The organism is Streptomyces graminofaciens (assembly GCF_030294945.1).
Lineage (GTDB): Bacteria > Actinomycetota > Actinomycetes > Streptomycetales > Streptomycetaceae > Streptomyces > Streptomyces graminofaciens.
In genome coordinates this window covers 4313284-4336370 of record NZ_AP018448.1, presented here as the reverse complement: position 1 = coordinate 4336370, position 23087 = coordinate 4313284, and the positions used below count along the sequence as shown (strand labels likewise).

General features: G+C 69.0%; 23 protein-coding genes and 1 pseudogene. 9 read left to right on the top strand and 15 right to left on the bottom strand.

The window, feature by feature from the left end; translation table 11 throughout:
- Positions 1 to 122: 122 nt before the first annotated feature.
- Positions 123 to 1067: a hypothetical protein gene (locus SGFS_RS18375; RefSeq protein WP_286251641.1), complete on the bottom strand. Its 945-nt coding sequence runs from the start codon at positions 1065 to 1067 to the stop codon at positions 123 to 125.
- A gap of 79 nt (positions 1068 to 1146) precedes the next feature.
- On the opposite strand from SGFS_RS18375, the gene SGFS_RS18370 reads away from it, so the two are divergent.
- Together SGFS_RS18370 and SGFS_RS18365 are read left to right on the top strand one after the other, a co-directional pair.
- Positions 1147 to 1341 carry a DUF3046 domain-containing protein gene (locus tag SGFS_RS18370; protein WP_286259966.1) on the top strand — a complete coding sequence of 65 codons (195 nt, stop codon included), beginning with the start codon at positions 1147 to 1149 and terminating at the stop codon, positions 1339 to 1341.
- 201 nt (positions 1342 to 1542) lie between these two features.
- A complete protein-coding gene (locus SGFS_RS18365) occupies positions 1543 to 2742 on the top strand; it encodes an AI-2E family transporter (RefSeq protein WP_434028204.1) in 1200 nt (399 codons plus the stop codon).
- Positions 2743 to 2766: 24 nt separating this feature from the next.
- Here SGFS_RS18365 and SGFS_RS18360 read toward each other — a convergent pair whose 3' ends face one another.
- Entirely contained in the window at positions 2767 to 3513 is a 747-nt protein-coding gene (locus tag SGFS_RS18360; RefSeq protein ID WP_286251638.1) for a hypothetical protein, read from the bottom strand.
- Between the two features lie 355 nt (positions 3514 to 3868).
- Here SGFS_RS18360 and recA point away from each other — a divergent pair, with 355 nt between their 5' ends.
- Genes recA through SGFS_RS18340 form a run of 4 tightly spaced genes read left to right on the top strand, consistent with a single transcriptional unit; the run spans position 3869 to position 6920 of the window.
- The gene (recA, locus tag SGFS_RS18355; protein ID WP_350284004.1) at positions 3869 to 4996 is read left to right on the top strand and encodes a recombinase RecA; all 1128 of its coding nucleotides are present in this window, start codon (positions 3869 to 3871) and stop codon (positions 4994 to 4996) included.
- Between the two features lie 3 nt (positions 4997 to 4999).
- Positions 5000 to 5926, top strand: coding sequence for a recombination regulator RecX (gene recX, locus SGFS_RS18350; protein WP_286251636.1), 927 nt, complete (start codon positions 5000 to 5002; stop codon positions 5924 to 5926).
- A gap of 48 nt (positions 5927 to 5974) precedes the next feature.
- Complete coding sequence (locus tag SGFS_RS18345; RefSeq protein WP_286251634.1) at positions 5975 to 6490, top strand: hypothetical protein; 516 nt, start codon at positions 5975 to 5977, stop codon at positions 6488 to 6490.
- A 52-nt stretch (positions 6491 to 6542) separates the two neighbouring features.
- Entirely contained in the window at positions 6543 to 6920 is a 378-nt protein-coding gene (locus tag SGFS_RS18340; RefSeq protein ID WP_286251633.1) for a VOC family protein, read from the top strand.
- Between the two features lie 63 nt (positions 6921 to 6983).
- Here the strand turns inward: SGFS_RS18340 and SGFS_RS18335 are convergent.
- From SGFS_RS18335 to SGFS_RS18295, 10 genes and pseudogenes are all read right to left on the bottom strand, one after another.
- Positions 6984 to 7321, bottom strand: a pseudogene (locus SGFS_RS18335) (rhodanese-like domain-containing protein); the annotation flags it as partial.
- Positions 7322 to 7415: 94 nt separating this feature from the next.
- On the bottom strand, positions 7416 to 7964 hold the full coding sequence (locus SGFS_RS18330; protein WP_286251632.1) for a cupin domain-containing protein: 549 nt from the start codon (positions 7962 to 7964) through the stop codon (positions 7416 to 7418).
- A gap of 83 nt (positions 7965 to 8047) precedes the next feature.
- On the bottom strand, positions 8048 to 8095 hold the full coding sequence (locus SGFS_RS51830) for a hypothetical protein (RefSeq protein WP_309506048.1): 48 nt from the start codon (positions 8093 to 8095) through the stop codon (positions 8048 to 8050).
- Between the two features lie 147 nt (positions 8096 to 8242).
- Complete coding sequence (locus tag SGFS_RS18325) at positions 8243 to 9931, bottom strand: FAD-dependent monooxygenase (RefSeq protein ID WP_286251630.1); 1689 nt, start codon at positions 9929 to 9931, stop codon at positions 8243 to 8245.
- A gap of 443 nt (positions 9932 to 10374) precedes the next feature.
- On the bottom strand, positions 10375 to 10734 hold the full coding sequence (locus SGFS_RS18320) for a hypothetical protein (protein WP_286251629.1): 360 nt from the start codon (positions 10732 to 10734) through the stop codon (positions 10375 to 10377).
- 976 nt (positions 10735 to 11710) lie between these two features.
- Entirely contained in the window at positions 11711 to 12481 is a 771-nt protein-coding gene (locus SGFS_RS18315; protein WP_286251627.1) for a transposase, read from the bottom strand.
- Between the two features lie 848 nt (positions 12482 to 13329).
- Positions 13330 to 14256 (bottom strand): amino acid ABC transporter permease, encoded by a 927-nt coding sequence (locus SGFS_RS18310; protein WP_286251626.1) that lies wholly within the window; start codon positions 14254 to 14256, stop codon positions 13330 to 13332.
- On the bottom strand, positions 14253 to 14930 hold the full coding sequence (locus SGFS_RS18305; RefSeq protein ID WP_286251625.1) for an amino acid ABC transporter permease: 678 nt from the start codon (positions 14928 to 14930) through the stop codon (positions 14253 to 14255). The genes SGFS_RS18310 and SGFS_RS18305 overlap by 4 nt, the downstream gene beginning before the upstream one ends.
- A 121-nt stretch (positions 14931 to 15051) precedes the next feature.
- Positions 15052 to 15906, bottom strand: coding sequence for a glutamate ABC transporter substrate-binding protein (locus tag SGFS_RS18300; protein ID WP_286251624.1), 855 nt, complete (start codon positions 15904 to 15906; stop codon positions 15052 to 15054).
- Between the two features lie 80 nt (positions 15907 to 15986).
- Positions 15987 to 16763: an amino acid ABC transporter ATP-binding protein gene (locus tag SGFS_RS18295; RefSeq protein ID WP_286251621.1), complete on the bottom strand. Its 777-nt coding sequence runs from the start codon at positions 16761 to 16763 to the stop codon at positions 15987 to 15989.
- A 334-nt stretch (positions 16764 to 17097) separates the two neighbouring features.
- Here SGFS_RS18295 and SGFS_RS18290 point away from each other — a divergent pair, with 334 nt between their 5' ends.
- Complete coding sequence (locus tag SGFS_RS18290; protein WP_286251619.1) at positions 17098 to 17784, top strand: response regulator transcription factor; 687 nt, start codon at positions 17098 to 17100, stop codon at positions 17782 to 17784.
- Positions 17785 to 17793: 9 nt separating this feature from the next.
- Positions 17794 to 19206 (top strand): sensor histidine kinase, encoded by a 1413-nt coding sequence (locus SGFS_RS18285; protein ID WP_286251618.1) that lies wholly within the window; start codon positions 17794 to 17796, stop codon positions 19204 to 19206.
- Positions 19207 to 19273: 67 nt separating this feature from the next.
- On the opposite strand, the gene SGFS_RS18280 is transcribed toward SGFS_RS18285, so the two are convergent.
- Together SGFS_RS18280 and SGFS_RS18275 are read right to left on the bottom strand one after the other, a co-directional pair.
- A complete protein-coding gene (locus tag SGFS_RS18280; protein WP_286251616.1) occupies positions 19274 to 20272 on the bottom strand; it encodes a TAXI family TRAP transporter solute-binding subunit in 999 nt (332 codons plus the stop codon).
- Positions 20273 to 20407: 135 nt separating this feature from the next.
- Positions 20408 to 21583: a peptidoglycan recognition protein family protein gene (locus tag SGFS_RS18275; RefSeq protein ID WP_286251615.1), complete on the bottom strand. Its 1176-nt coding sequence runs from the start codon at positions 21581 to 21583 to the stop codon at positions 20408 to 20410.
- A 124-nt stretch (positions 21584 to 21707) separates the two neighbouring features.
- On the opposite strand from SGFS_RS18275, the gene SGFS_RS18270 reads away from it, so the two are divergent.
- Positions 21708 to 22124 (top strand): pyrophosphohydrolase domain-containing protein, encoded by a 417-nt coding sequence (locus SGFS_RS18270; protein WP_286251614.1) that lies wholly within the window; start codon positions 21708 to 21710, stop codon positions 22122 to 22124.
- 21 nt (positions 22125 to 22145) lie between these two features.
- Here SGFS_RS18270 and SGFS_RS18265 read toward each other — a convergent pair whose 3' ends face one another.
- Entirely contained in the window at positions 22146 to 23033 is an 888-nt protein-coding gene (locus SGFS_RS18265) for a hypothetical protein (RefSeq protein WP_286251612.1), read from the bottom strand.
- Positions 23034 to 23087: the final 54 nt, after the last annotated feature.

Here is a 23087-nt window from a genome sequence, read left to right as displayed (position 1 = left end):
CACACGCGAGCGTGCCCCTGCGGCCGTACACGCGCGAGCCTGCCCTGCGGGCGTACGGCGGACGTACACACGCGACCCACGTGTGTGCCCGGCCGCCGTACGCCCGCAGGGCACAGCCGCGTTCAGTCGATCGGCCGCCCGTACGCGCGCAGGGTGCGCAGCGCCCCGATCGTCACGATGGGGCGGCTCTCCAGGGCCGTGCCGGGGGCCCACTGGCGCCAGCGGATCGGCCAGCCGCCGTCCTCCTGCTGCTCGCTCGTCAGATGGTCCAGTGAGCGGGCCATCTCCTCGTCGGTGAACCACGCGCGCGCGAGGGACTCCGGAGTGCGCGCGAAGTCGTACGGGAAGTGGTGCTCCCCGGGCGCGTAACCGGCGGACACCGGGTACTCCTCCGGCCGACCCGGGTCCAGCACGGCCAGCCGGTGCTCGCGCACCAGGCGGCCCAGCCGGTCGGCGGCCACCCGCGCGCGCGGGCGGTCGGGCACGGAGTCGAGGAACGCCACCGCGGCCTGCACCTCGTAGGGGTGCGACTTCTCCAGGGACTCGACCGCCTGCCAGCAGAAGTCGGTGGCCCGGAACAGCCACGCGTGCCACACCGCGTTGCGGTGCAGCAGGCCCACCACCGGACCGGTGGCCAGCAGATCACTGGGCGGATCGTCGACGATCGGCACGAACGGTGCCGCCGGATAGCCGCGCTGGCTGGGACGCACCGCGGGCAGAGCGCCGTCGGAGGTCGACACTGAGGTCAGATAGCGGCACACGCGTTCCACCCGCTGCCCGCCGCAGCGCCCGATCGAGTCCAGGACGCGCAGCGCGTGCCCGGTGTGCAGGGGCTGGCTCACCGGACCGCGCAGATCGGGTTCGAGCGCGTGGCCGTACCCCTCGTCCGTGTTCCGATAGGCGGCCAGCGCGGTCTCCACCGCGTCGGCGTTCCCGTCGAGGAAGTGGTACGCGAAGCGGCGCTGCTCCAGCACGCGCGCGGTCAGCCAGATGAACTGCTCGGCGCGGGAGAGCGGGGGCTGCGCCGAGGGCGTCGGGGGGAGTGGGGATGCTCCAGTTTCGGCCATGCGTCAGACCGTAGGGCGGAAAGCGGTCTCGGCAAGCCGTCACGGCAAGGCCCACCCCCTGGGGCGGGATACTGGAGTCATGCGGTTGACGGTCTTCTGGCAGCGGATGGCGGATCACTTCGGCGAGGCGTACGCCGACACCTTCGCGCGCGATCATGTGATGTCCGAGCTCGGCGGACGCACCATCCACCAGGCGCTGGACGCCGGCTGGGAGGCGAAGGACGTGTGGAGAGCGGTGTGCGCGAGCATGGACGTTCCCTCCGAAAGCCGCTGAAACGCAACGGACTTCGGGTGACGCCGCCGAGCGCCGGGCATGAAGACCCGGGGGCGGGGGCCGATTGTCAGCGGCGTGGGCGAAACTTGGTCCGTGGCCCCCACTGACGAGACCGCGGAAGTCGATCACCAGCCGTCCCCGTTCGGCACGACGCCGCCCACCGGACCTCCGGTCGGGCCCGGCGCCGAGCCGAGCGGGCGCATGCCACGCTGGCTGCCGCGCGCCATGGTGCTGGCACTCGCGCTGGTGGCCGTCTTCCAACTGGGCAGCTGGGCGTTCCACCAGCTCATCGGGCTGCTTATAAACATCCTCATCGCGTTCTTCCTGGCGCTCGCGATAGAGCCCGCGGTGAGCTGGATGGCGTCGAAGGGCCTGCGCAGAGGGTTCGCCACGTTCCTGGTCTTCCTGATCACGCTGATCGCGGTCGCCGGATTCGTCACCCTGCTCGGCTCGATGCTCGCCGGCCAGATCATCAAGATGGTCGAGGACTTCCCGGCGTACCTCGACTCCGTCATCAGCTGGATCAACACGACCTTCCACACCGAGCTGAAGCGCGTCGACATCCAGGAGGGGCTGCTCCGCTCCGACTGGCTGAAGAAGTACGTGCAGAACAGCGCCACGGGCGTCCTGGACGTCTCCGCGCAGGTCCTGGGCGGCCTCTTCCAACTGCTGACGATCGCCCTGTTCTCGTTCTACTTCGCCGCAGACGGGCCCCGACTGCGACGCGCCCTGTGTTCCGTGCTTCCGCCCGCCCGGCAGGCCGAGGTGCTGCGCGCGTGGGAGATCGCCGTCGACAAGACCGGCGGCTATCTGTACTCGCGCGGCCTGATGGCACTGATCTCCGGCATAGCGCACTACATCCTGCTGGAGTACCTGGACGTGCCCTACGCGCCCGCGCTGGCGGTCTGGGTCGGCCTGGTCTCGCAGTTCATCCCCACCATCGGTACCTACCTCGCCGGTGCCCTGCCGATGCTGATCGCCTTCACGATCAACCCCTGGTACGCGCTGTGGGTCCTCGTCTTCGTGGTGGTCTACCAGCAGTTCGAGAACTACATGCTCCAGCCCAAGCTGACCGCGAAGACCGTGGACATCCACCCGGCCGTCGCCTTCGGCTCGGTCATCGCGGGCACCGCGCTCCTCGGCGCGGTCGGCGCCCTCATCGCCATCCCCGCGATCGCCACACTCCAGGCCTTCCTGGGGGCATACGTGAAGCGGTACGACGTCACCGACGATCCCCGGGTGCACGGCCACCGCAGTCGCGGCTCGGGGAACCTCCTCGCGCGCGTGCGCAGGCGGCTGGAGGAGCAGGTGCAGCAGTTCGAGCGGAAGCGGGGCGCGAAGCCGACGGACGACTCCGCGAAGCGGGACCGGGGCCAGGGGCCCGACGACGGCACCTCGTAGCCCGCCGCTCGTCGGGAGCACCGTTCAACGACCCACGACCGCCCACACCCCGGCGCCGAGCACGGCCACCGCGTAACAGGCGACCGCGGCGCGCGTCAGTCGCAGCTTGGCGGCGTCGCTCCAGGAGGTCCCGGACAGCGAGCGGGCCAGCAGCGGCAGTACCAGCACGGCATGCAGACTCACCCCGTGCAGGGGCTTGAGCGGGGCTGTCGAGTGGTACGCCGCCTCCTGGTGACCGGTCCGGGCGAGGACCACACCGCGCGCGATCATCGCCACCCCCGACGCCAGGGCCACGAGCAGGATCGCGAAGCCGGAGCGCAGCGCGAGCGGCATCCCCGGCGGACCGGAGGGCCGGCGCCGGAACGAGGCGACGGCGAACACCGTGAGCAGTATCACGAGAACACCGCCACCCACGGCGAGCGTCATGGACACCGTCGTGTCGAAGGCCGTCTCCATGTCCAGGTGCGAGGGCACCCCGCGCCACGCCTGAAGGGTGATCCCGCCGACCTCCGTCACACAGTCGACGGCGAACACCACGAGCAGGGCGTCACGCGGCCGTGCACCGATCCGCAGGTACGACGTGACCCACGTGACCGCGATCAGCGTGAGTCCGAAGGAGAGCCCGAAGGTGACGGGCTTGCGCCAGGAGACGGGCCCGTCCCAGGGACCGCCGTCGATGGCGAACACCATCAGGTGCGCGAGCCCGGAGAGCACCAGGACGGCACCGGTCGCATGGCAGAGGCGCTCGGTTCTGCTGTTGTGGCTGAGCATGGGTTCAGCGTCGAGGGCCGGGGCCGCGTGGTCGTCGTACGGGCGAAGACACCTGCCGTACGACGTGGGAAGCAGGCCTGCCGGGCGCCGGGCCGGGGCGCCGGGGCCCGGCATCCGGCCGTTGTCAGTGCGCGAACGTAGTCTCGTGGGAGCCGAGTGGTGCGCTTGACACGAAAATCGAACATCCATTCTTATGGAGGCTCCGGCGGGACCTGAGGCGGCTTTTTCCACAGGGTTTTCGTGGAGAAGTGCCCGAGTTATCCACAGGCTGGGCGGGCGTCGGGGCCCATTGTCAGTGGCAGGCGTTAGCGTCTTTCACGTGAAGCGATCGACTCAAGCAAATCGGGTGGAACCCATGGCAGGAACCGACCGCGAGAAGGCGCTCGACGCCGCGCTCGCACAGATTGAAAGGCAGTTCGGCAAAGGCGCGGTGATGCGTCTTGGCGAGCGGCCGAACGAGCCCATCGAGGTCATCCCCACCGGATCGACCGCCCTCGACGTCGCCCTTGGTGTCGGCGGTCTGCCGCGCGGCCGAGTGGTGGAGGTCTACGGCCCGGAGTCCTCCGGCAAGACGACCCTGACCCTGCACGCGGTGGCGAACGCGCAGAAGGCCGGCGGTCAGGTGGCCTTCGTGGACGCGGAGCACGCCCTCGATCCCGAGTACGCGAAGAAGCTCGGCGTCGACATCGACAACCTGATCCTGTCCCAGCCGGACAACGGCGAGCAGGCCCTGGAGATCGTGGACATGCTGGTCCGCTCCGGCGCCCTCGACCTCATCGTCATCGACTCCGTCGCCGCGCTCGTCCCGCGTGCGGAGATCGAGGGCGAGATGGGTGACAGCCACGTCGGTCTGCAGGCCCGTCTGATGAGCCAGGCCCTGCGGAAGATCACCAGCGCGCTCAACCAGTCCAAGACCACCGCGATCTTCATCAACCAGCTCCGCGAGAAGATCGGCGTGATGTTCGGCTCCCCGGAGACCACGACGGGTGGCCGGGCGCTGAAGTTCTACGCCTCGGTGCGACTCGACATCCGCCGAATCGAGACCCTGAAGGACGGCACGGACGCGGTCGGCAACCGTACCCGCGTCAAGGTCGTCAAGAACAAGGTCGCGCCGCCCTTCAAGCAGGCCGAGTTCGACATCCTCTACGGCCAGGGCATCAGTCGCGAGGGCGGCCTGATCGACATGGGCGTGGAGCACGGCTTCGTCCGCAAGGCCGGCGCCTGGTACACGTACGAGGGTGACCAGCTCGGCCAGGGCAAGGAGAACGCGCGCAACTTCCTGAAGGACAACCCCGACCTGGCCAACGAGATCGAGAAGAAGATCAAGGAGAAGCTGGGCGTCGGCGTACGACCGGAGGAGCCCACCGTCGAGGCGGGCGCCGACGCGGCGGTCTCGGCCGCGCCGGCGGACGACGCCTCGAAGACGGTGCCCGCCTCCGCTGCCAAGACACTCAAGACCAAGGCCGCGGCGACCAAGAGCTGATCCGTGACACGCAGAACGGACTGGGCGGAGTACGCCTACCCCAGTGCCCCTGAAGGCAGGGGGCGCGGGGGTGCGGGGCGGCCCGCCGAGGGCGAATACGGGCCGTACGACGACGCGGCGGGGTACGGCACGGACGGGCCCTACGGCGGCGAACCGTACGGCGACGGCCGACCGGAGGAAGGCCGGCCGGAGTGGGCTCGGCCCGACGACGGCTCGCGCCCGGGCGAGGGGGTGCCCGGCGGTGGCCGACGACGGGGCGGCGGAGTCTCGCGCGGGGGCGCGGGCGGTGACGGGCGTCGCGGCAGCGGGGGTCGCGGCGGTCGCCGACGCGGCTTCGGGGGGTCGGACGACGGCCCGGAGGCCGAGGGCGGGGGGTCGGAGAACGGGGGTTCGTCTTTCTCGTCGAGGGCCGAGAAAGGGGAACCCTCAGGGGACCCGGCTGAGCGGGCACGGGCGATCTGTCTGCGCCTGCTCACCGGGACCCCGCGCACCCGGAAGCAACTCGCCGACGCCCTGCGTAAACGCGAGATCCCCGAGGACGTGGCGGACGAGGTGCTGTCACGGTTCGAGGAGGTCGGGCTGATCAACGACAGCGCGTTCGCGGACGCCTGGGTGGAGTCCCGGCATCACGGCCGGGGCCTGGCCAGGCGGGCCCTCGCCCAGGAGCTGCGGACCAAGGGCGTGGACTCGGCGCTGATCGAGGAGGCCGTCGCCCAGCTCGACACCGAGCAGGAGGAGGCCACCGCCCGCGACCTGGTCGCCCGCAAACTCCGCTCGACGAGAGGGCTCGACCGCGACAAACGCCTCCGCCGCCTCGCGGGCATGCTCGCCCGCAAGGGCTACTCCGAAGGCATGGCTCTGCGGGTGGTCCGGCAGGCACTGGAGGAGGAGGGGGAGGAAACGGAGGGGCTGGAGGAGGGGGCCTACTGACGACAGAAGGAGGCGGGGTGCATCCAGGCCCTTGGGCATGCTGGACGGGTGCGGGTGCGGGTGCGGGTGCGGGTGCGGGTGCGGGTGCGGGTGCGGGTGCGGGTGCGGGTGCGGGTTCGAGGTGTCTGGAGCGATGTGCCTGTGCACGGTGATGACCAGGTTGATGAGGGCGTTTCCGCGGAGCTCGCGGCGCTGCTGCGCGGTGCCGTCGACGACCGGCCGGTGAAGATCTCTTCGTGCGTGTGCGGTGACTGTGCCGGACGCGTCTTCTCCCTGCGGTTCGACGACGTCGAGGGCGGTGCCGAACGGGAGTGTTCCGGCTGCGGGGCCCAGGCGTTTATCGCGGACAGCGCGGAGTACTGGGAGGAAGCGGATCCTTGCGTGCTCGAGTGCCCATGTGGAAGCGAGGAGTTCGAGGTGGCCGTCGCGTTCACGTTGTCCGCCGACGGGTCGGTCCGTTGGGTGACGGTGGGTGCGCGATGCCCGGAGGACGGGGCCCCGGGAGTCTGTGCGGACTGGAAGATCAACTACATACCCACGGATCATCTGCTGAGCATGGTCTAGGTTCGGGCAGGATCACCGGAGCGGTCGTGTGGCCGCGCCCTAGGATCCGACCATGATCGCTGATCTGCAGTGTGTGGTGTTGGACTGTGCTGATCCGAGGCAGCTGGCCGAGTTCTACCGGTCGTTGCTCGGTGGCACCGTCGACCGGCCGGACCGGCGTTGGGCGCTCGGTGACGGTTGGGCGACGTTGCACTCGCCGTCCGGTCTTGTGCTCGCCTTCCAACGGGTGGCGGACTATCGCCCGCCGCAGTGGCCGGACCCCGCCCGGCCCCAGCAGTTCCATCTGGACTTCGGGGTCGAGGACCTGGACCGGGCGCAGGAGGCCGTGCTGGATGCCGGTGCGACACTGCTCGACGGCGGCTCCGACGGGCGGAGTTGGCGGATCTACGCGGACCCGGCGGGGCATCCTTTCTGCCTGGTCCGTCACTGACCGCCGACGACCCACGACTGGCAACTGGGGCCGCCGAGATCCATCAGAAGGGCACTGGGCCATCACCGGCAAGCCGGCCGCTCTCCACGCCTGGAAGCCGCCCGTCAGGTCGGTCGCCCGGTGCGGGCCCAGTTGGCGCAGGGAGGAGGCCGCGAGGCTGGAGGCGTAGCCCTCGTCGCAGATGACGACGACGCGCAGGTCGTGGTCGGTGGCTTCGAGGACACGGTGTCTTCGGGGACACGGTGGCTGCCCTGGGGGTCGAGGCGCCATTCCAGTTCGTTGCGTTCGACGACGAGGGTGCCGGGGACGAGGCCGTCGCGGTCGCGCAGGGCCGCGTAACGGATGTCCACGAGGAGGGCCTCGCCCGCCTGCGCGGCGTCGTGGGCCTCCTTCGGCTCCATACGGTCCAGGTCCGCGCGGACCCGCTCCAGCGACTCGTCGATGCTCACCGGCCGCTCGGGTCGCTCGGTAGGCCCGGCTCGTTCCGGACCGCGCTCACTGCCAGTCGTCCGGACGCTCCACGTGCTCCAGGTGCAGCACCTGGCCCGTACGGCTGTAGCGGCGGATGCGGGGCAGCGGTGGGTAGTAGGCGTGGACGGAGATCGCGTGTTCCTCGGTGGACTCGTTGAACACCTCGTGCACGTGGTGCTGTCCGAAGGCGCGGCCCTTGCCGGCGGGCAGGCGACGCTCACGGTCGACGCCGTCGGCGAGTTCGAGGGTCTTCCAGCCGTCCGTGGGGAGGCGGGCGGCGAGGGAGTTCTCCTTGAGTTCGCCGGAGGCCGTGACGAAGGCGCCCACCGAGTCGGCGTGGTCGTGCCAGCCGGTTCCGGTGCCGGGCGGCCAGCCGATGAGCCAGGCCTCACTGCCGCCGGGGCCCTCGAGCCGTACCCAGGTACGGCCCTCGGGGTCGAGCGGGAGCGAGGCGATCACCTCGGCGTCGGCGGCCGTCCGGCGGACGAAGTCGAGGAGGTCGGCCTGTGTGGGGGCGGCGACGGGCGACGTCGAGGCGGCCGGGGCGGAAGAGACAGCGGGGGACACAGACACGGGTACCGTCCTGAAGTGCGTTCGCGTGGGAGCGCGCGGCGGCTCGGAGGCGGCGCGGCGCGCAGAAAAAGGGGGATGCGAATTCAGCAGGACGGACGACACACGCAGCCCGCGTAGCGGACGAGGTCCATATGGACCCTCCGCCACAGGCGCGTAGAGGTGTCGGTCACGATCCGGAGTAGACCACGGTCTCGCGGACCGGTCAACCGACCGTCACTATGTGGACACACAGTGACGGTCGGCTGATCCGGCGAGGGGACGTCAAGGGTTCCCGGCACTCATCGCGAGGTCGCGGTGGCTTCCGTCGTCACCGGCTGCTGCTCGGCTCCGCCCAGTGTCGCCTCCGCCGCCGCGTACAGGTCGGCCGGGCGGACGCCGGTCAGGGCGGTGACGAGGTGGCCGTCGGGGCGGATGAGGAGAACGTTGTGGGCGGCGGCGCCCGGGTAGGTCTCGGCCACCAGGAGTTCGGCGGTGTGGGGCAGGGCGGAGACGGCGGCCGCGAGCCGGGGCATGAGGCCCGCGCTCACCCAGTGCTTGCGCTCCCAGACCCCCGTGCCCGGCGCGATCAGCACCACCAGCAGTGCCCCACGGCCGAGACGGTCCCGTAGCTGCACGAAGGAGCCGTCCTCGGCGGTGACCCGTACGTCGACGACCTGGGCGCCGGGCAGGGTGTCGACCGGCGCCTCCGAGTCGGCGCGGGGAGGCATGAGGGGGGAGTTGGTGTACGCCCCCGGCGCGCCCAGAGCGCCGCGCCCCAGGTGGCCGTCGGAGAGCAGTGCGTCATGGCCCCGGGACGAGCCGGGGACGTACGAGCGCAGGCCCTTGCCGCCGCGCAGCAGGGGGAGTGCCTGGTCGGCGGCGCGCAGTCGGGCGGCGACGACGGCGCGCCGCTCCGACTGGTAGCTGTCGAGCAGGGCCTCGTGCGAGCCGTGGTGCCAGGCCAGCGCCAGTTTCCAGGCGAGGTTGTCGGCGTCCCGCAGCCCCTCGTCGAGGCCCTGGGTACCGAGCGCGCCGAGGAGGTGGGCCGCGTCCCCGGCGAGGAACACCCGGCCGACCCGCCAGCGCCGCGCGAGCCGGTGGTGGACGGTGTGCACACCGGTGTCCAGCAGTTCGTACGGCGGTGTGGAACCGCCCGTCCAGCCCGCGAGGGTCTCGCGGACGCGGGCCACGAGGAGGTCGGGGGTCACCAGGTCCTTGCCCGGGGGCAGCAGCCAGTCCAGGCGCCACACGTCGTCGTCGAGCGGGCGCGCGGTCACTTCACCGCCGGAGGGGCCCGACGACCGCCACGGTGGTGTGCGGTGCAGCAACGCTTCGCCTTGCCAGGGGAGTTCGGTGCGCAGCGCGGCCACCGCGTGCCGTTCCACCGCCGTACGGCCGGGGAAGCGGATGTCCTGGAGTTTGCGGACCGTCGAGCGCGGGCCGTCGCAGCCCACGAGGTAGCTGCCGCGCCACCAGGTGCTCTTGGGGCCGCGGGTGTGGGCCGTGACGCCGGACGGTTCCTGTTCGATCGCGTCCAGCCGGCTCTCGACCACGACCTTGACGAGGTGTTCCTCGCCGATGGCCTCGCGCAGGGCGGTGGTCAGGACGTGCTGGGCGATGTGGAGCGGGGGGAGGTCGGCGGAGCCCTCGACGGTCTCCTCGGGGCCGCTGAGGGGCCTCCCCACGCCATGGGTGTCGACCTGAGGATCCGTTTCGCCTGGTTCCTGGAACCGGACGTGACGCATCACCTGCCTGCGCCGCATCGACCGCCATCCGGCCCAACGGAACCCGGCCTCGGAGAGCGGGAACCCGGTCAGCCGTTCCATCAGAGCGGCCGTGTCCTCGTGCAGGACGACGGTCCGCGCAAGCCGCTGCTCGTCCTTGCCGGGGCCTTCGTCGAGGACCACGGACGGGACCTCCTGGCGCGCCAGCGCAAGGGCGAGCGTGAGCCCCACGGGCCCCGCGCCGACGATGATCACCGGGTCCACGGCGCGGCGCCCCCTGCCCGGAGTGAAGTCCTGACGGACGTGGGTGAACAGGAAGTTGGAGCAGGGTGCACGATCACAGAACGTATGCAACCCATTGCCGGTGCTTGCGTCAAGTGACGGCGGGCGGTGGTGGTCGGGCTGCGGTCTCCGAGTTGTTCACCCTTACCTGGATCGTGTTTCCAACAGTCGCGCAGCGCGCGAGCCATGCAGCATGAACGGTGCGGACGCGGTTGGGTGCGCCCAGCGGACGTGGAGTTATCCCTCGGATTACCCAGGAAAGACCTGTTCGGTAAGCCGCCAGTAGCTCATGCGCTCGGCATTCGTCAGTAGCCCCAGTGCGGCCACCGCATCTTCAGGGGTCCTGACAACCCACGATGATCACACGGTGGCCGCACCCGTTCCTAACCGGGGCTCATCACAGAAGCCTGAAACAGGACGCAGTACTAACTGGTTGACTTTGTGATGATGCCGCCACTGATGTTCAAGGTGAGCGGCGGGCAGTAAACGATGGAAAGCCCCTTGGACTTCCAAACCGCCGGATAGCGAACGATGAGTGGCCCGCCCCCGTCAGGCTTACACGTCACGGTTGCTCTGTAGCGTCCACCATTGCTGTCGGTGCACTTGGCCGCCCAGCCGTCCTCGTACTTGCCGTTGGAGCACCCTGTTGGCCAGGCCGTTATGGACATTTCAGTCGAAGCTGACGTGTCTTCCGCGCGGGCCGCATTGGCTGAGCCTTGGAGTCCCAGAATGAAACAGGCTGCCATACCCGTGGCGGTGAGCACCTTCGAATACTTCTTCTTCATGCGCCTCTGATCCTTTCCTGCCTGCCGGTCGTTTTCTAGACGCGAGTCTCGATGCCCGCGGAAACGGGTTTTGAGTCTCCCTGGCAGTACGCTCGGGAATCTGCCGTCTGCTTCCATGGGCCCTCGTAGGCGCGCACCTTTCCTTCCGGGTACTTGCACCTGACGAGGGCTCGGTAGGAGCCGCCATTGTGGTTTTGGCAGTTGGCGACCGAGCCCCAGTAGCCCCAGACCTCATAGTGACAATTGGTGGGCCGCGCCATGATGCTGGCATCGGACGCTGATGCGGGTGCCCCCGAGCCGAGCGAGAGGATGCCAGCCAGCAGCATTCCAAGTGCCGGGGTGGTGACGGTCCGTCGATGGCGGAAATTCTTCATCAACCTTCTTCGCCTACTTCCTTTGCGGTCAAATCGTGACGTTTTACCTGACGGGAAGCAGGGGGCGTGGCGTTGGTCTGGACGTCACGCCTCCCCCTGTGCACGGAGAGGAATTTAGCTCTCTGTGCGGCCATTAAAAATTCCAGATCTGGCAATGGGAGGCAAGTGCGGTATCAATCTTCTGAGGATTATTTGAGCTTTGCATTCCTGGAGATTGGAAGAAATGGGGCAAGGTCGACGCGGTGCCCTCAAGGTAACTGAGGGGATTAATTCCGGATGCGGCGGGCTGGAATCGGATGGGGGATTTCTGGCCGGGTGATGACTGAAAATCGAGGAGTCTACTTCGGTCGTTTTATGGCTGGAATCCATCGGTCGATTCCGTGGCGCACACGGTCTGTAGGCAATCCGACCTGGCGGTTTGTCTTGCGGACGGGCTTGCTTTGGTCGTCGCGACGGAGCGGAGACATCGGCCGGGCAAAGCCTGTCACCTGAGAAGCGGCGCCCAGAAAGATGGGACGCCGCTCGGCGACTCGTAGAGCGCGGTACTAAGCGTTGTCCCGTAAATGATCTACGACGTGTTTGTTGACCTGCCTGCTTCTGCGTCAGCCGGCGAGGGTGAGGTTGTGCAGGCGGGCGATGCCGAGCATGGCGTGGTGGACGCCGTCGCCCTTGAGTCGGCAGTCGCGGAGGATCTTCCAGGTCTTCATGCGGGCGAAGGCGTGCTCGACGCGGGCACGGACCTTGCGGTGGGAGGTGTTGTGTTCCTCTTTCCAGGTGGGGAGTTCGGTCTGGCCGGGTTCGCGGCGGTGCGGGATGATCAGGCCGGTGCCCCGGTAGCCGCCGTCCGCGATCACCGTGGCGCGGCCGACGGCGTCCTTCGCGCCGGACAACTCCCATGCCTTGCAGTCGTTGCGGTTGCCCGGCAACGGCCGTCCAACTGCTACGACCAGCCGGGTATCGGCGTCGATGACGACCTGGTGGTTGGTCGAGTACCGATAGTTCTTCGACTGCTCGGCGACCGTGTGGTCGCGAGTGGGGACGAGGGTGCCGTCAACGATCAGCACGGCGTCACGGCGGAACCGTTTACGTGGCTGCAGTGCCAGCGCCGGGCCGAGGTGATCGACGATCCGGTCGGCCGCGGACTTGGACACCCCGAACAACGGCGCCAGTTGGCGCAGGGTCAGGTTGGTCCGCCAGTACGCGGCGACCAGCAGGACCCGGTCCTCCAGAGGCAGGCTCCACGGGCGGCCCCTGCGGACCGGATCCGCGCTTTCGCGCCGCAGCGCGGTGATTAGCTTGCCGAACTGACGCGGGCTCAGCCCGGTGAACGGGGCTATCCAGGACGGCTCCGACGCCGTGATCACACCAGACACGACAAGATCATCTCATCCGTGACCAGCAGTTACGGGACAGCCCTTAGACAAGTCCCATCGTTGCAGGTCAGGAGCACTCTCCGCTTATTTGATCAAGCCTCGGACACCCCGCCTCGTGAAAGCGCGAGGCTAGTGCGGTGATCGAGAGGCGGCGAAACACCGCGGCTGGCGACTCTGGTCGCCACTCCTTTGCGCGTGATTAGCGATCGGGGTGCCAGCCAGGGGGGGGTAAAGGTGGCAGTTGCAACCGCGTCGTCCTGTTTGGTATCGCTGCTGACCTGATCCGTGCCCTTCCCGTTCTCTTGCTCGTGGCTGGACGTCGAGTCGCCTACGGCGAGTGGAGTGTACTGTTGGTGATCTATTGAGCGAGTCAGTGGGCCACTGCCGATTTCCACGATTTGGGTCGGCCTTCTTTGCGACACGGCCCTGAGCGCCGTCAGTGTGGTCCCCCAGGGTTTTCGGGGCCCGGTCGGCACCGTAGACGGCATCGGTCTTCATGGCAGTGAGCGCATCGGCGAACGTTTTGACCATCGGGAGCGGCAGACCGGGATTCGCGAGCGTCGACATCTCGAAGATCGGCTGGTGACCGTTCGTTTACGCGGACCTCATCCCGACGCTGGATCAATGCCCCTGATCAGGTCGAACCCGCTCTCAGGAGTCCCCGTAACTGTTGCCTCCCAGGTGTGGTTGAACGGATCCCACCCTGCAATGTCAGTCAGTGACAGACCGACAGCACGCTTGCCCTTCGTGGAGGATGTATAAAACGGCGGAGGCAGTGGCGATCACGCCACTGCCTCCGTACGGCCTGATTCGGCGGACCCTGAGTGCAGACGCCGCCCGACCGCCCGTCAGTTGCCGCTGTCCCCGCCGCCACCGACAACACCGCCGGGGAGGAGGCCGCCGCCTGCGCCAGTGGAGGCGGTGCCTTCGACTGCCGCCGGGCCGAGCACCGCACCCGTCGACTTCTTGCCCCGCCGCAACCTGCCCTCCAGCCAGCTCGCGAAGCTGGTGATGAGGAAGTTCAGGATGATGAAGATGATCGCCACCACGATGAAACTCGGGACGACGTTGGCGTAGTTGGCCGCCAGGGTGCCGCGGGAGTTGAGCAGCTCGGGGAAGGTCAGCATCACGCCGCCGAGCGCCGTGTCCTTCACGATGACGACTAGCTGGCTGACGATGGCCGGCAGCATGACGGTGACCGCCTGCGGCAACAGGATGGTGGACATCGTCTGTCCCTTGCGCAGACCGATCGCCTGGGCGGCCTCTGTCTGGCCCTTGGGCAGGGCCAGGATTCCGGCGCGTACGACTTCGGCGAGGACCGAGGCGTTGTAGAGCACCAGACCGGTGACGACCGCGTAAAGCGGCCGGTACTCGGTGCTGAGGCCGGTGGAACGGACGTAGAACTGGAAGGCGAACAGCATCAGGAGCAGTACGGGGATCGCCCGGAAGAACTCGACCACCGCACCGGCGGGGATGCGGATCCAGCGGTGGTCGGAGAGGCGCGCGATGCCGAAGAACGCGCCCAGCGGGAGGGCGATCACCATGGCGAGGCCTGCGGCCTTGAGAGTATTGGCGAGGCCGGGGAGCAGATACGTGTCCCAGGCCTGGGACGTGATGAACGGCTCCCAGAGCTTCCACTCCAGCTGCCCCTTGTCGTCCAGCACTCGCCAGATCCACCACAGGAGCAGGGCGAGCATGACGACGAAGGCCACCGTTAGGATCGTGTTGCGCCGTTTGGCCCGAGGGCCGGGGGCGTCGTAGAGGACGGAACTCATCGCTTCACCGCCAGTCGCTTGCTCAACCAGCCGAGGAACAGGCCGGTGGGCAGGGTCAGTACTACGAATCCGAAGGCGAAGATCGCGGCAATGAGCACCGTCTGCGCCTCCTTCTCGATCATCGACTTCATCAGGAGGGCGGCCTCGCCTACACCGATCGCCGCTGCCACGGTCGTGTTCTTGGTCAGCGCGATCAGCACGTTGGCCAGCGGGCCGATGACGGCGCGGAACGCTTGCGGAAGCACGATGAGTCTGAGTACCTGGCTGAAGTTCAGCCCGATGGCGCGTGCTGCTTCGGCCTGGCCGACGGGCACCGTGTTGATGCCGGAACGCAGCGCCTCGCAGACGAAAGCGGCGGTGTAGGCGACGAAGCCCAGGATGGCGAGCCGGAAGCCCTGGAGCTTGAAATCGTCCGGCGCGCCCATCGTCATGCCGAAGATGTCGGCGAGGCCGAGCGACGTGAAGACGATGATGACGGTCAGCGGGATGTTCCGCACGACGTTCACATAGACGGTGCCGAAACCGCGCATCAGGGGTACGGGGCTGACCCGCATGCCGGCCAGCAGCGTTCCCCAGATCAGGGAGCCTACGGCTGAGAACAGGGTGAGTTGGATCGTCACCCAGAAGGCGCCCAACAGGGTCGGGTCGTTATATTTTGAAAGGAAGTCGAACACTGTCTCCCGCGCTTCCGGGTGTGTGGCGTACGTGGCAGGCGCGGCGCACCGCCGCCCTCACCTCGCCTTGCGGCGGGCGGCGGCGCGCCTGCGAATCCCCGCGCTGGTTGCGGATACCCGCTTACTTGACGATGTCGCCGATCTTCGGGGCCGGCTCGTTCTTGTAGCCGGCCGGGCCGAAGTTCTCCTTGACCGCGGTCTCCCAGGCGCCGTCGCTGACCATCTTCTCCAGCGCCTTGTTGATCTTGTCCACGGTCGCAGTGTCGCCCTTCTTGACGCCGATGCCGTAGTTCTCGTTGCTGAGCTTCAGACCCGCGAGCTTGAACTGACCCTTGTAGTTCGCCTGGGAGGCGAAGCCCGCGAGGATCGAGTCGTCGGTGGTGACCGCGTCGACGGCGCCGCTCTGCAGGCCGGCGATGCACTCCGAGTACGTGCCGTACTCCTTCAGCTGGGCCTTCGGGGCGATCGACTCCTTGACGTTCTGCGCCGAGGTGGAGCCGGTCACCGAGCAGAGCTTCTTGCCGTTGAGGTCCGTGCCCTTGGAGATGTCCGAGTCGGCCTTGATCAGCAGGTCCTGGTGGGCCAGCAGGTACGGGCCGGCGAAGTCGACCAGCTTCGCGCGCTCGTCGTTGATCGAGTAGGTGGCCGCGATGAACTTGACATCGCCGCGGTCCAGCGCGTTCTCACGGTCGGCGCTCTTGGTCTCGACGAACTCGATCTGCTTGGGGTCGTAGCCGAGCTCCTTGGCGACGTAGGTCGCCACGTCGACGTCGAAGCCGGAGAAGGTGCCGTCGGGCTCCTTCAGGCCGAGACCGGGCTGGTCGTACTTGATGCCGATCTTGATCTTGTCGCCGCCGCCGGAACCGGAGCCGGTGTCCGACCCGTTGTCGTCGCCGTTGTCGCCGCCACAGGCGGTGGCCGTCAGGGCGAGGACGAGGGCGGTGGCCGCCGCGGCGGAGACCTTGCGAAGCTTCATGGTGAACATCCTTTGGCTGATGAAGAGATGCGGACCGTCGTGGTGCGGGTGGCGTCGGCCGTGGTCGGGCCGGTGGGGCGTCAGTGGTGCAGGATCTTCGAGAGGAAGTCCTTGGCCCGGTCGCTGCGGGGGTTGCTGAAGAACTGGTCCGGCACAGCCTCTTCGACGATGCGGCCGTCAGCCATGAAGACCACCCGGTTGGCGGCCGAACGGGCGAAGCCCATCTCGTGGGTGACCACGACCATGGTCATGCCGTCGCGGGCGAGCTGCTGCATGACCTCCAGGACCTCATTGATCATCTCGGGGTCGAGTGCCGAGGTCGGCTCGTCGAAGAGCATGACCTTCGGATCCATGGCCAGGGCCCGGGCGATCGCCACCCGCTGCTGCTGGCCACCGGAGAGTTGCGCCGGGTACTTGTCGGCCTGCGTGCCCACGCCGACCCGGTCCAGCAGGCTCCGCGCCTTCTCCTCGGCCTGCCTCTTGTCGGTCTTGCGGACCTTCAGCTGTCCCAGCATCACGTTCTCCAGCACGGTCTTGTGTGCGAAGAGATTGAACGACTGGAACACCATGCCGACGTCGGCCCGCAGCCGGGCGAGCGACTTGCCCTCGGCGGGCAGCGGCTTGCCGTCGATCAGGATGTCGCCGGAGTCGATCGACTCCAGCCGGTTGATGGTGCGGCACAGGGTGGACTTGCCGGACCCGGAGGGCCCGATCACCACGACGACCTCACCCCTGGCGATTGTCAGATCGATGTCCTGCAGTACGTGCAACGCGCCGAAGTGCTTGTTGACGCTCTTCAGGACGACCAGGTCGTCGGTCGCGGGTACCGCGTCCTTGACCACCGGAACTTCGGTCATCGCTTTCTGGCTCCGTCCAGCTCGGTTTCGGAGGACAGTAGTGACCGGCGGCGACCAGCGTCATTACATCTGAGCGAGAATTGAGCATAACGAATTGGTGACCGGGCAGGCACTGCCCGTAGTGGCCCCGTGACGGGCCCGGAGCGAGTGGACGACGGTACCCGTGGGGAACCCCTACGACCTTGACGGCGTCCTCACTCTTCAGTGTGACCCCGCCCCGGGGGCGCGTAAGGTGTGCCAGCCGAGACCGTACATATGACCGACCGGCGTATCACGACGGCGTATCGCCGACGATGTACGACCGGCGACGAACGATGAACCGGAGGGGGCCGGAATGAGGCTGCTCCTCGTCGAGGACGACAACCACGTCGCCGCCGCCCTGTCCGCGGTCCTGGCGCGGCACGGTTTCGACGTCACACATGCCCGCAGTGGTGAGGAGGCCCTCCAGGCACTTGTGCCCGAGGGGGCCGGCTTCGGTGTCGTCCTGCTCGATCTGGGCCTGCCCGACCAGGACGGCTACGAGGTCTGCGGGAAGATCCGCAAGCGCACCAGCATCCCCGTGATCATGGTGACGGCCCGCTCCGACGTGCGCTCCCGGATCCACGGGCTCAACCTCGGCGCCGACGACTACGTGGTCAAGCCGTACGACACCGGCGAGCTGCTCGCCCGGATCCATGCCGTCGCCCGCCGCCGGGCCCCCGACGAGGCCGCGGCCCCCGGCGACACCGGGCTGCGGCTCGGGCCCGTGCACATCGAGCTGCCCACGCGGAAGGTCAGCGTGGACGGGGCGGTCGTACAGCTGACCCGCAAGGAGTTCGATCTGCTCGCGCTGCTGGCCCAGCGGCCGGGGGTGGTGTTCCGCCGGGAGCAGATCATCAGCGAGGTGTGGCGGACGAGCTGGGAGGGGACCGGGCGCACCCTGGAAGTGCATGTCGCCTCCCTGCGCTCCAAGCTGCGGATGCCTGCCCTGATCGAGACGGTGCGCGGGGTCGGGTACCGACTGGTCGCCCCGACGCCGTAGCGTGCCCGCGTGCGCACTCGACTTCTTCCGCTGCTCATCGTCCTGATGGCCGCCGTACTGCTGGCCCTCGGAATCCCGCTCGCGGTGAGCCTGGCTGCGGCACGGCAGCAGGAGGTGGTCGTCGACCGCATCGACGACACGGCGCGCTTCGCGGCGCTCGCGCAGTACGTCACCGACCCCCCGGGGGGTTCGCGAGTGAACACTGCGAACGGGCGTCGCGAGACCCTCCAGCGAGAACTCGATCAGTACAACCTCGTGTACGGGATCAAGGCCGGCGTCTTCTACCGCGAGAACAAGCAGCCGCCCATGGCCAACGCGCCCTTGGACTGGGGTGTCCCCACCGAGGGTGAGGGCCTGGAGGCGTTCAGGGAGGCGCTCCTCGGGCGGCGGCCGCACAACCCCGAGCAGGTGTGGCCCTGGCAGGACGGCAGGCTCGTCGTCGCCTCCCCGGTCATTCGCGATGGCGACGTCATCGCCGTCGTCGTCACGGACTCGCCCACCGACCAGATGCGGTCGAAGACCCTGCGCGGCTGGTTCGTCATCGCCGCCGGCGAGGCCGCCGCGATGCTCGTCGCGCTCGCCGCCGCGCTGAGCCTTACCGGCTGGGTCCTCAAGCCCGTACGGGTGCTCGACGTCACCACCCACGCCATCGCCTCCGGGCGGCTGAAGTCCCGGGTCGCGGTGGCCAGCGGGCCGCCCGAACTCAGGCGACTGGCCCGGTCGTTCAACGAGATGGCCGACAACGTCGAGGACGTCCTGGAGCAGCAGCGCGCCTTCGTCGCCGACGCCTCGCACCAACTGCGCAATCCGCTGGCCGCGTTGCTCCTGCGGATCGAGCTGCTCGCCCTCGAACTGCCGGAGGGCAACCAGGAGATCGCCGCCGTGCGCACCGAGGGCAAGCGTCTCGCCCAGGTCCTCGACGACCTGCTCGACCTGGCGCTCGCCGAGCACGTGGAAGCGGATCTGCGGCTCACCGACATAGGGGAGCTGGCCGCCGAGCGCGTGGCGTCGTGGTCGCCGCTGGCCGACGACAAGGGTGTGACGCTGGTCGGCGACTGTCCGGCCACCACGGCCTGGGCCGATCCGGTGGCCCTGTCCAGCGCCCTGGACGCGGTCATCGACAACGCGCTGAAGTTCACGCCGGCCGGGGAGGAGGTGCGGGTGGAGGTCGCCTCGAACGGCGCGTTCTCCACGGTCGTCGTCAGCGACCGCGGGCCGGGCCTCGGCGACGAGGAGCTGGAGCGTGTCGGCGACCGCTTCTGGCGCAGCACCGCGCACCAGAACATCAAGGGCTCCGGCCTCGGCCTCTCCATCTCCCGGGCCCTCCTCGCGGCGGGCGGCGGATCCATCTCGTACGGCCGTCACGAGCCGCACGGCCTTCAGGTGACGGTGACGGTACCGAGGGCCCGCCCGGTGGCCTGACGGGCCTTTCAGGAGGCCGGGAGGGCCGGCCAGAGCCGTCGGCCCGGGGCGGGCGCGCTGGTGCCCGCTACGGCTTGACCGACCGGTAGTACCGTCGCGCGCCGTCGTGCAGGCGCAGGGGGTCCGTGTAGATCGCGGTGCGCAGGTCCACCAGCTGGGCCGCGTGGACGTTGCGGCCGATCTCGTCCCTGCTCTTGATGACCGTGCGGGTCAGCCACTCGACGAGCCGGGGGTCCATGTCGGCGCGGGTGATGAGCACGTTCGCGACGGTGAGTGTCGGCACGGTGGTGCCGTCGGGGATCGCCTTGTAGGCGTCGGAGGGCATCACGGCGGCCCGGTAGTGGCTGAAGGCGTTGTCCGCGTCGTGCAGCTTCGCCACGAGGCCGGGGCTGATCGGGACGAAGCGGAACTGGTACTTCGTGGCCGCGAGCTTGACCACTCCCTGCGTGGGCAGGCCGCCGGACCAGAAGAAGGCGTCGATCTTCTTCTCGCGGAGGGCGTCGGGGGCCGTGCCGATGGTGTCGTCGTGCGCGACGATGTCCTTGTCGATGTCGAGCCCGGCCGCAGCCAGGACACGATCCGCTATCAGCCGTACGCCCGAGCCCTTGGGGCCGACGGACACCCGCTTGCCCTCGAGGTCCGAGACGCTCTGGATGTCCGACCCGGAGGGGACGACCAGCTGCACGTAGTCGTCGTACAGCCGGGCCAGGCCGCGCAGTTCGCCGGCACCGCGACCGCCCGCGTCCTGGTACGCCTGTACGGCGTCGGCGGCGGCGATGGCGAAGTCGGCCCCGCCGGTGGCGACACGCTTGACGTTCATCTGGGAGCCGGCGCTGGTCTTCAGCTTCACCTTCAGGCCCGGCATGTCCTTGGCTATCGCGTTCCGCAGACGCTTGCCGTACTCCTGGTAGACGCCTGTCTCGGCTCCCGTGCTGATGATGATGGTGCCGCTCGGGGGTTTCTCGGTCGGCCACAGCCACCAGGTCAGCAGCCCGAGGACCACCAGTGTGGCTGCCGAGCCCAGGAGCGCGCGGCGCGTGCCGATGCGTGGGGGTACCTGGAACATGCGCGAGATCCTGCCAGGTCAGCGTCTGTGGCGGCCAGACGCGGGGCGATCCGGTGCCGGATGGTGACACGGGGGAGAGGAGGGAAGGTGGCGCCGGGGCCGGGGAGGTGGGCCCGGCGCCAGGGGGCGGAACGGTCAGCGGCCCTCGGCCACGGTTCTGCGGAGGCGGTTCAGTTCCTGGTACATGACCTCGCCCGGGCACCGCGTCGCCATCCAGTCCCGATGGCCGCTGATCTCCGGGACCTCCCTCTGTGTGCCGTTGATCGGGTGCGTGTACGTCACGCGGGCCCGCGGGTCGACGCCGTGCAGCCGTACCAGCGCCCGGACCAGGCCGGTGAGGGCCGTGTGGGCGGCCTTCTTCGGGCTCTGTTCGGTGAAGGTGCCCAGCAGGGCGATGCCCAGGTTGCCCGGGTTGTGGCCGCCGACGTGGAAGGCGGTCACCAGCCTGCCGTCGGGGTCGTGCGCGGGCAGGCCGTCGGCACCGGAGTAGCGGCCCTCGTAGACGCGGCCCTCCTCGTCGACGAGGAAGTGGTAGCCGATGTCGCCCCAGTCGTTGGTGACGGTGTGCAGCTGGTAGATCGCGCGGACCGTGGCGGCGGGGTCCGGGTCGTTGTTGGCCATGGCCGTGTGGTGCACGGTGATCGTCTGGAAGGGGTGGTACTCCGTCGGTGAGTTCTCCGAGCCGTCCGCCTTGAAGCGGAGCGACTCGTCGGCGCCCCAGGCCGCCCGCGAGACATAGGCGACGCCGCGTACGCGGGTGGGCTCGGACGGCACGGCCGTCCTCCGGCCCGGTCCGTGCCGGGTGTCGAGCGCCAGCGAACGCAGGCCGGTGGCTCCCTCCGGTGCCTTGAGCTCGTAGCCGGACCCAAGGCCGGCCGGGAGCAGGAGACCGCCGCCGTTGGCGAGCGAGCAGCCGCAGCCGTCCTCGCCGAACGGCTGCCACTCGCCCGGGCCACGGTCGGTGTCGTGCAGCCGGATCGCACCGCCGGCGGTTGTGTCGGTGCCGTCCCAGCGGACGCTCACGTGACCGATCGGGAAGGCGGCCTCGACGGGGGTCTCGCCGGTCGCCGACTTGGTGCGGGTGCTGGGGAAGGTCGCGGTTGTCGTACCGGGCAGGGAGGCGTCCGTTCCGGTGGGGGTGGTGTCGGGGGCGGCCGTCGCGTCGGGGGTGTCGGGCGCGGCCGACGCGGTCGGCGTGAGCGCGGCGCCGGCGGCCATGGTGCTCGCCGCGGCGATCACGGTGCGCCGGGGCAGCCGGGCCTCGGCCTGGGGCGCGGGGGTGCTCGCGGGGGTGGTGGGGGGAACGGTCACGGTGAGGTCCTCGGTCGTTGGAACGTCGGTTCATGGGTGGTCGTGCCACTGACTCGAACGGGGAAGTGGGGGGTCGAGTCACACGTCTGCCTGGGTGGCGTGGCCGTCCCGGTAGGGTCGTCGGATGCCTTCCTCGACCGACTCCGCCGCCGTTTCCCCCGCCGACCTGGTTCGCGAGTTCCATCTGGCCTTCGGACTCGACGCCCGGACCGCGCCGACCGAGGTCTCGCCCGAACTGGCAGCTCATCGCGGCGAACTGCTCGCCGAGGAGGCCGCCGAAGTCGCCGAGGTGGCCGTCGACGGACCACTCGACCGGCTCGCGCACGAACTGGCCGACGTCGTGTACGTGGCGTACGGCACCGCGCTCGTCCACGGCATCGACCTCGACGCGGTGATCGCCGAGATCCACCGCTCCAACATGACGAAACTGGGCCCCGACGGGCGGGTGGCCCGCCGGGCCGACGGCAAGGTGCTCAAGGGGGACCACTACCGGGCACCCGATGTCTCCGCGGTGCTGCGCGAGCAGGGGTGGACCGGGTGAGCGCCCTGACCGGGCGGGTGCTCAGAAGCGGCCGGACAGGAACTTGTCCTCCGAGTCGGAGGCGACGGCGGTGACGGTGTAGAGGTCACGGCCCGCGTCGCGCCTGCCCTGGTCGTGGTTGTACTGGACCTTGAAGACATAGGTGCCGGGGTCGAGCGTGACACCCGACTTCAGCGTGATGACGTACCCCAACTGGTCGCTGGTGGAGTTCTGGCCCACGGCCACCTTGTCACCCAGGGAGGTCCAGACGCCCGTGCTCGACACACCACCGGTCTGGATGATGCGGACGACGACCTTGAGCGAGGTCAGCGGCTTGGTGGACTTGACGGTGACGATGCTCTGGTCCCAGTAGTCGTTGGAGTCCGCCTCCACGCTGCCGTCGGACCACAGATAGCCGGTCGTCGTCTGGGACTTGGTGTCCGAGGTGGTCGAGCCCTGCTTCTCCTCGCTGCTGCCGGTCGTGCCGGTGGTTCCCCCGCCGTCGTCGTCCGAGCCGGAGTTCGCGTCCGAATCCGGCGTCGACGCGGCGCCCTCGCCCGCTCCCGACCCGCCGGACACCGGGACGTAGACGACCTCGGGGCCCTTCTTGCCGGGCTTCCGCTCCTTCGGGGTCGGCTCCGACTCCGCCTTCTTGGTGTCGCCGGTGGAGGCCTTCTCCTTGGTGGCCTCGTCCGCCGCCGTGGTCACCTTGTCGGAGGAGCCGCCGCCCCAGTCGATCGCGGCGACGGCCGTGGCGGAACCCGCGATCACCAGGACCGCGGCCGCGGAGCCGCCGACCGCGTTCCAGACCCGGCGGCCGGGCAGGAAGCCGCGGAGCGGAGTGCGGGTCCTCCGGGCGAACAGGTCGGCGAACTCGCCTTCTCTGTGGTCGCTGTCCAGGTCGTCGGAGTGAGTGGGAGTGTGCGGCATGGGGGCGGTCCTCACGGGCTTGTCTCGCGCCAGGGTTGGTGAATCGAACGGGCT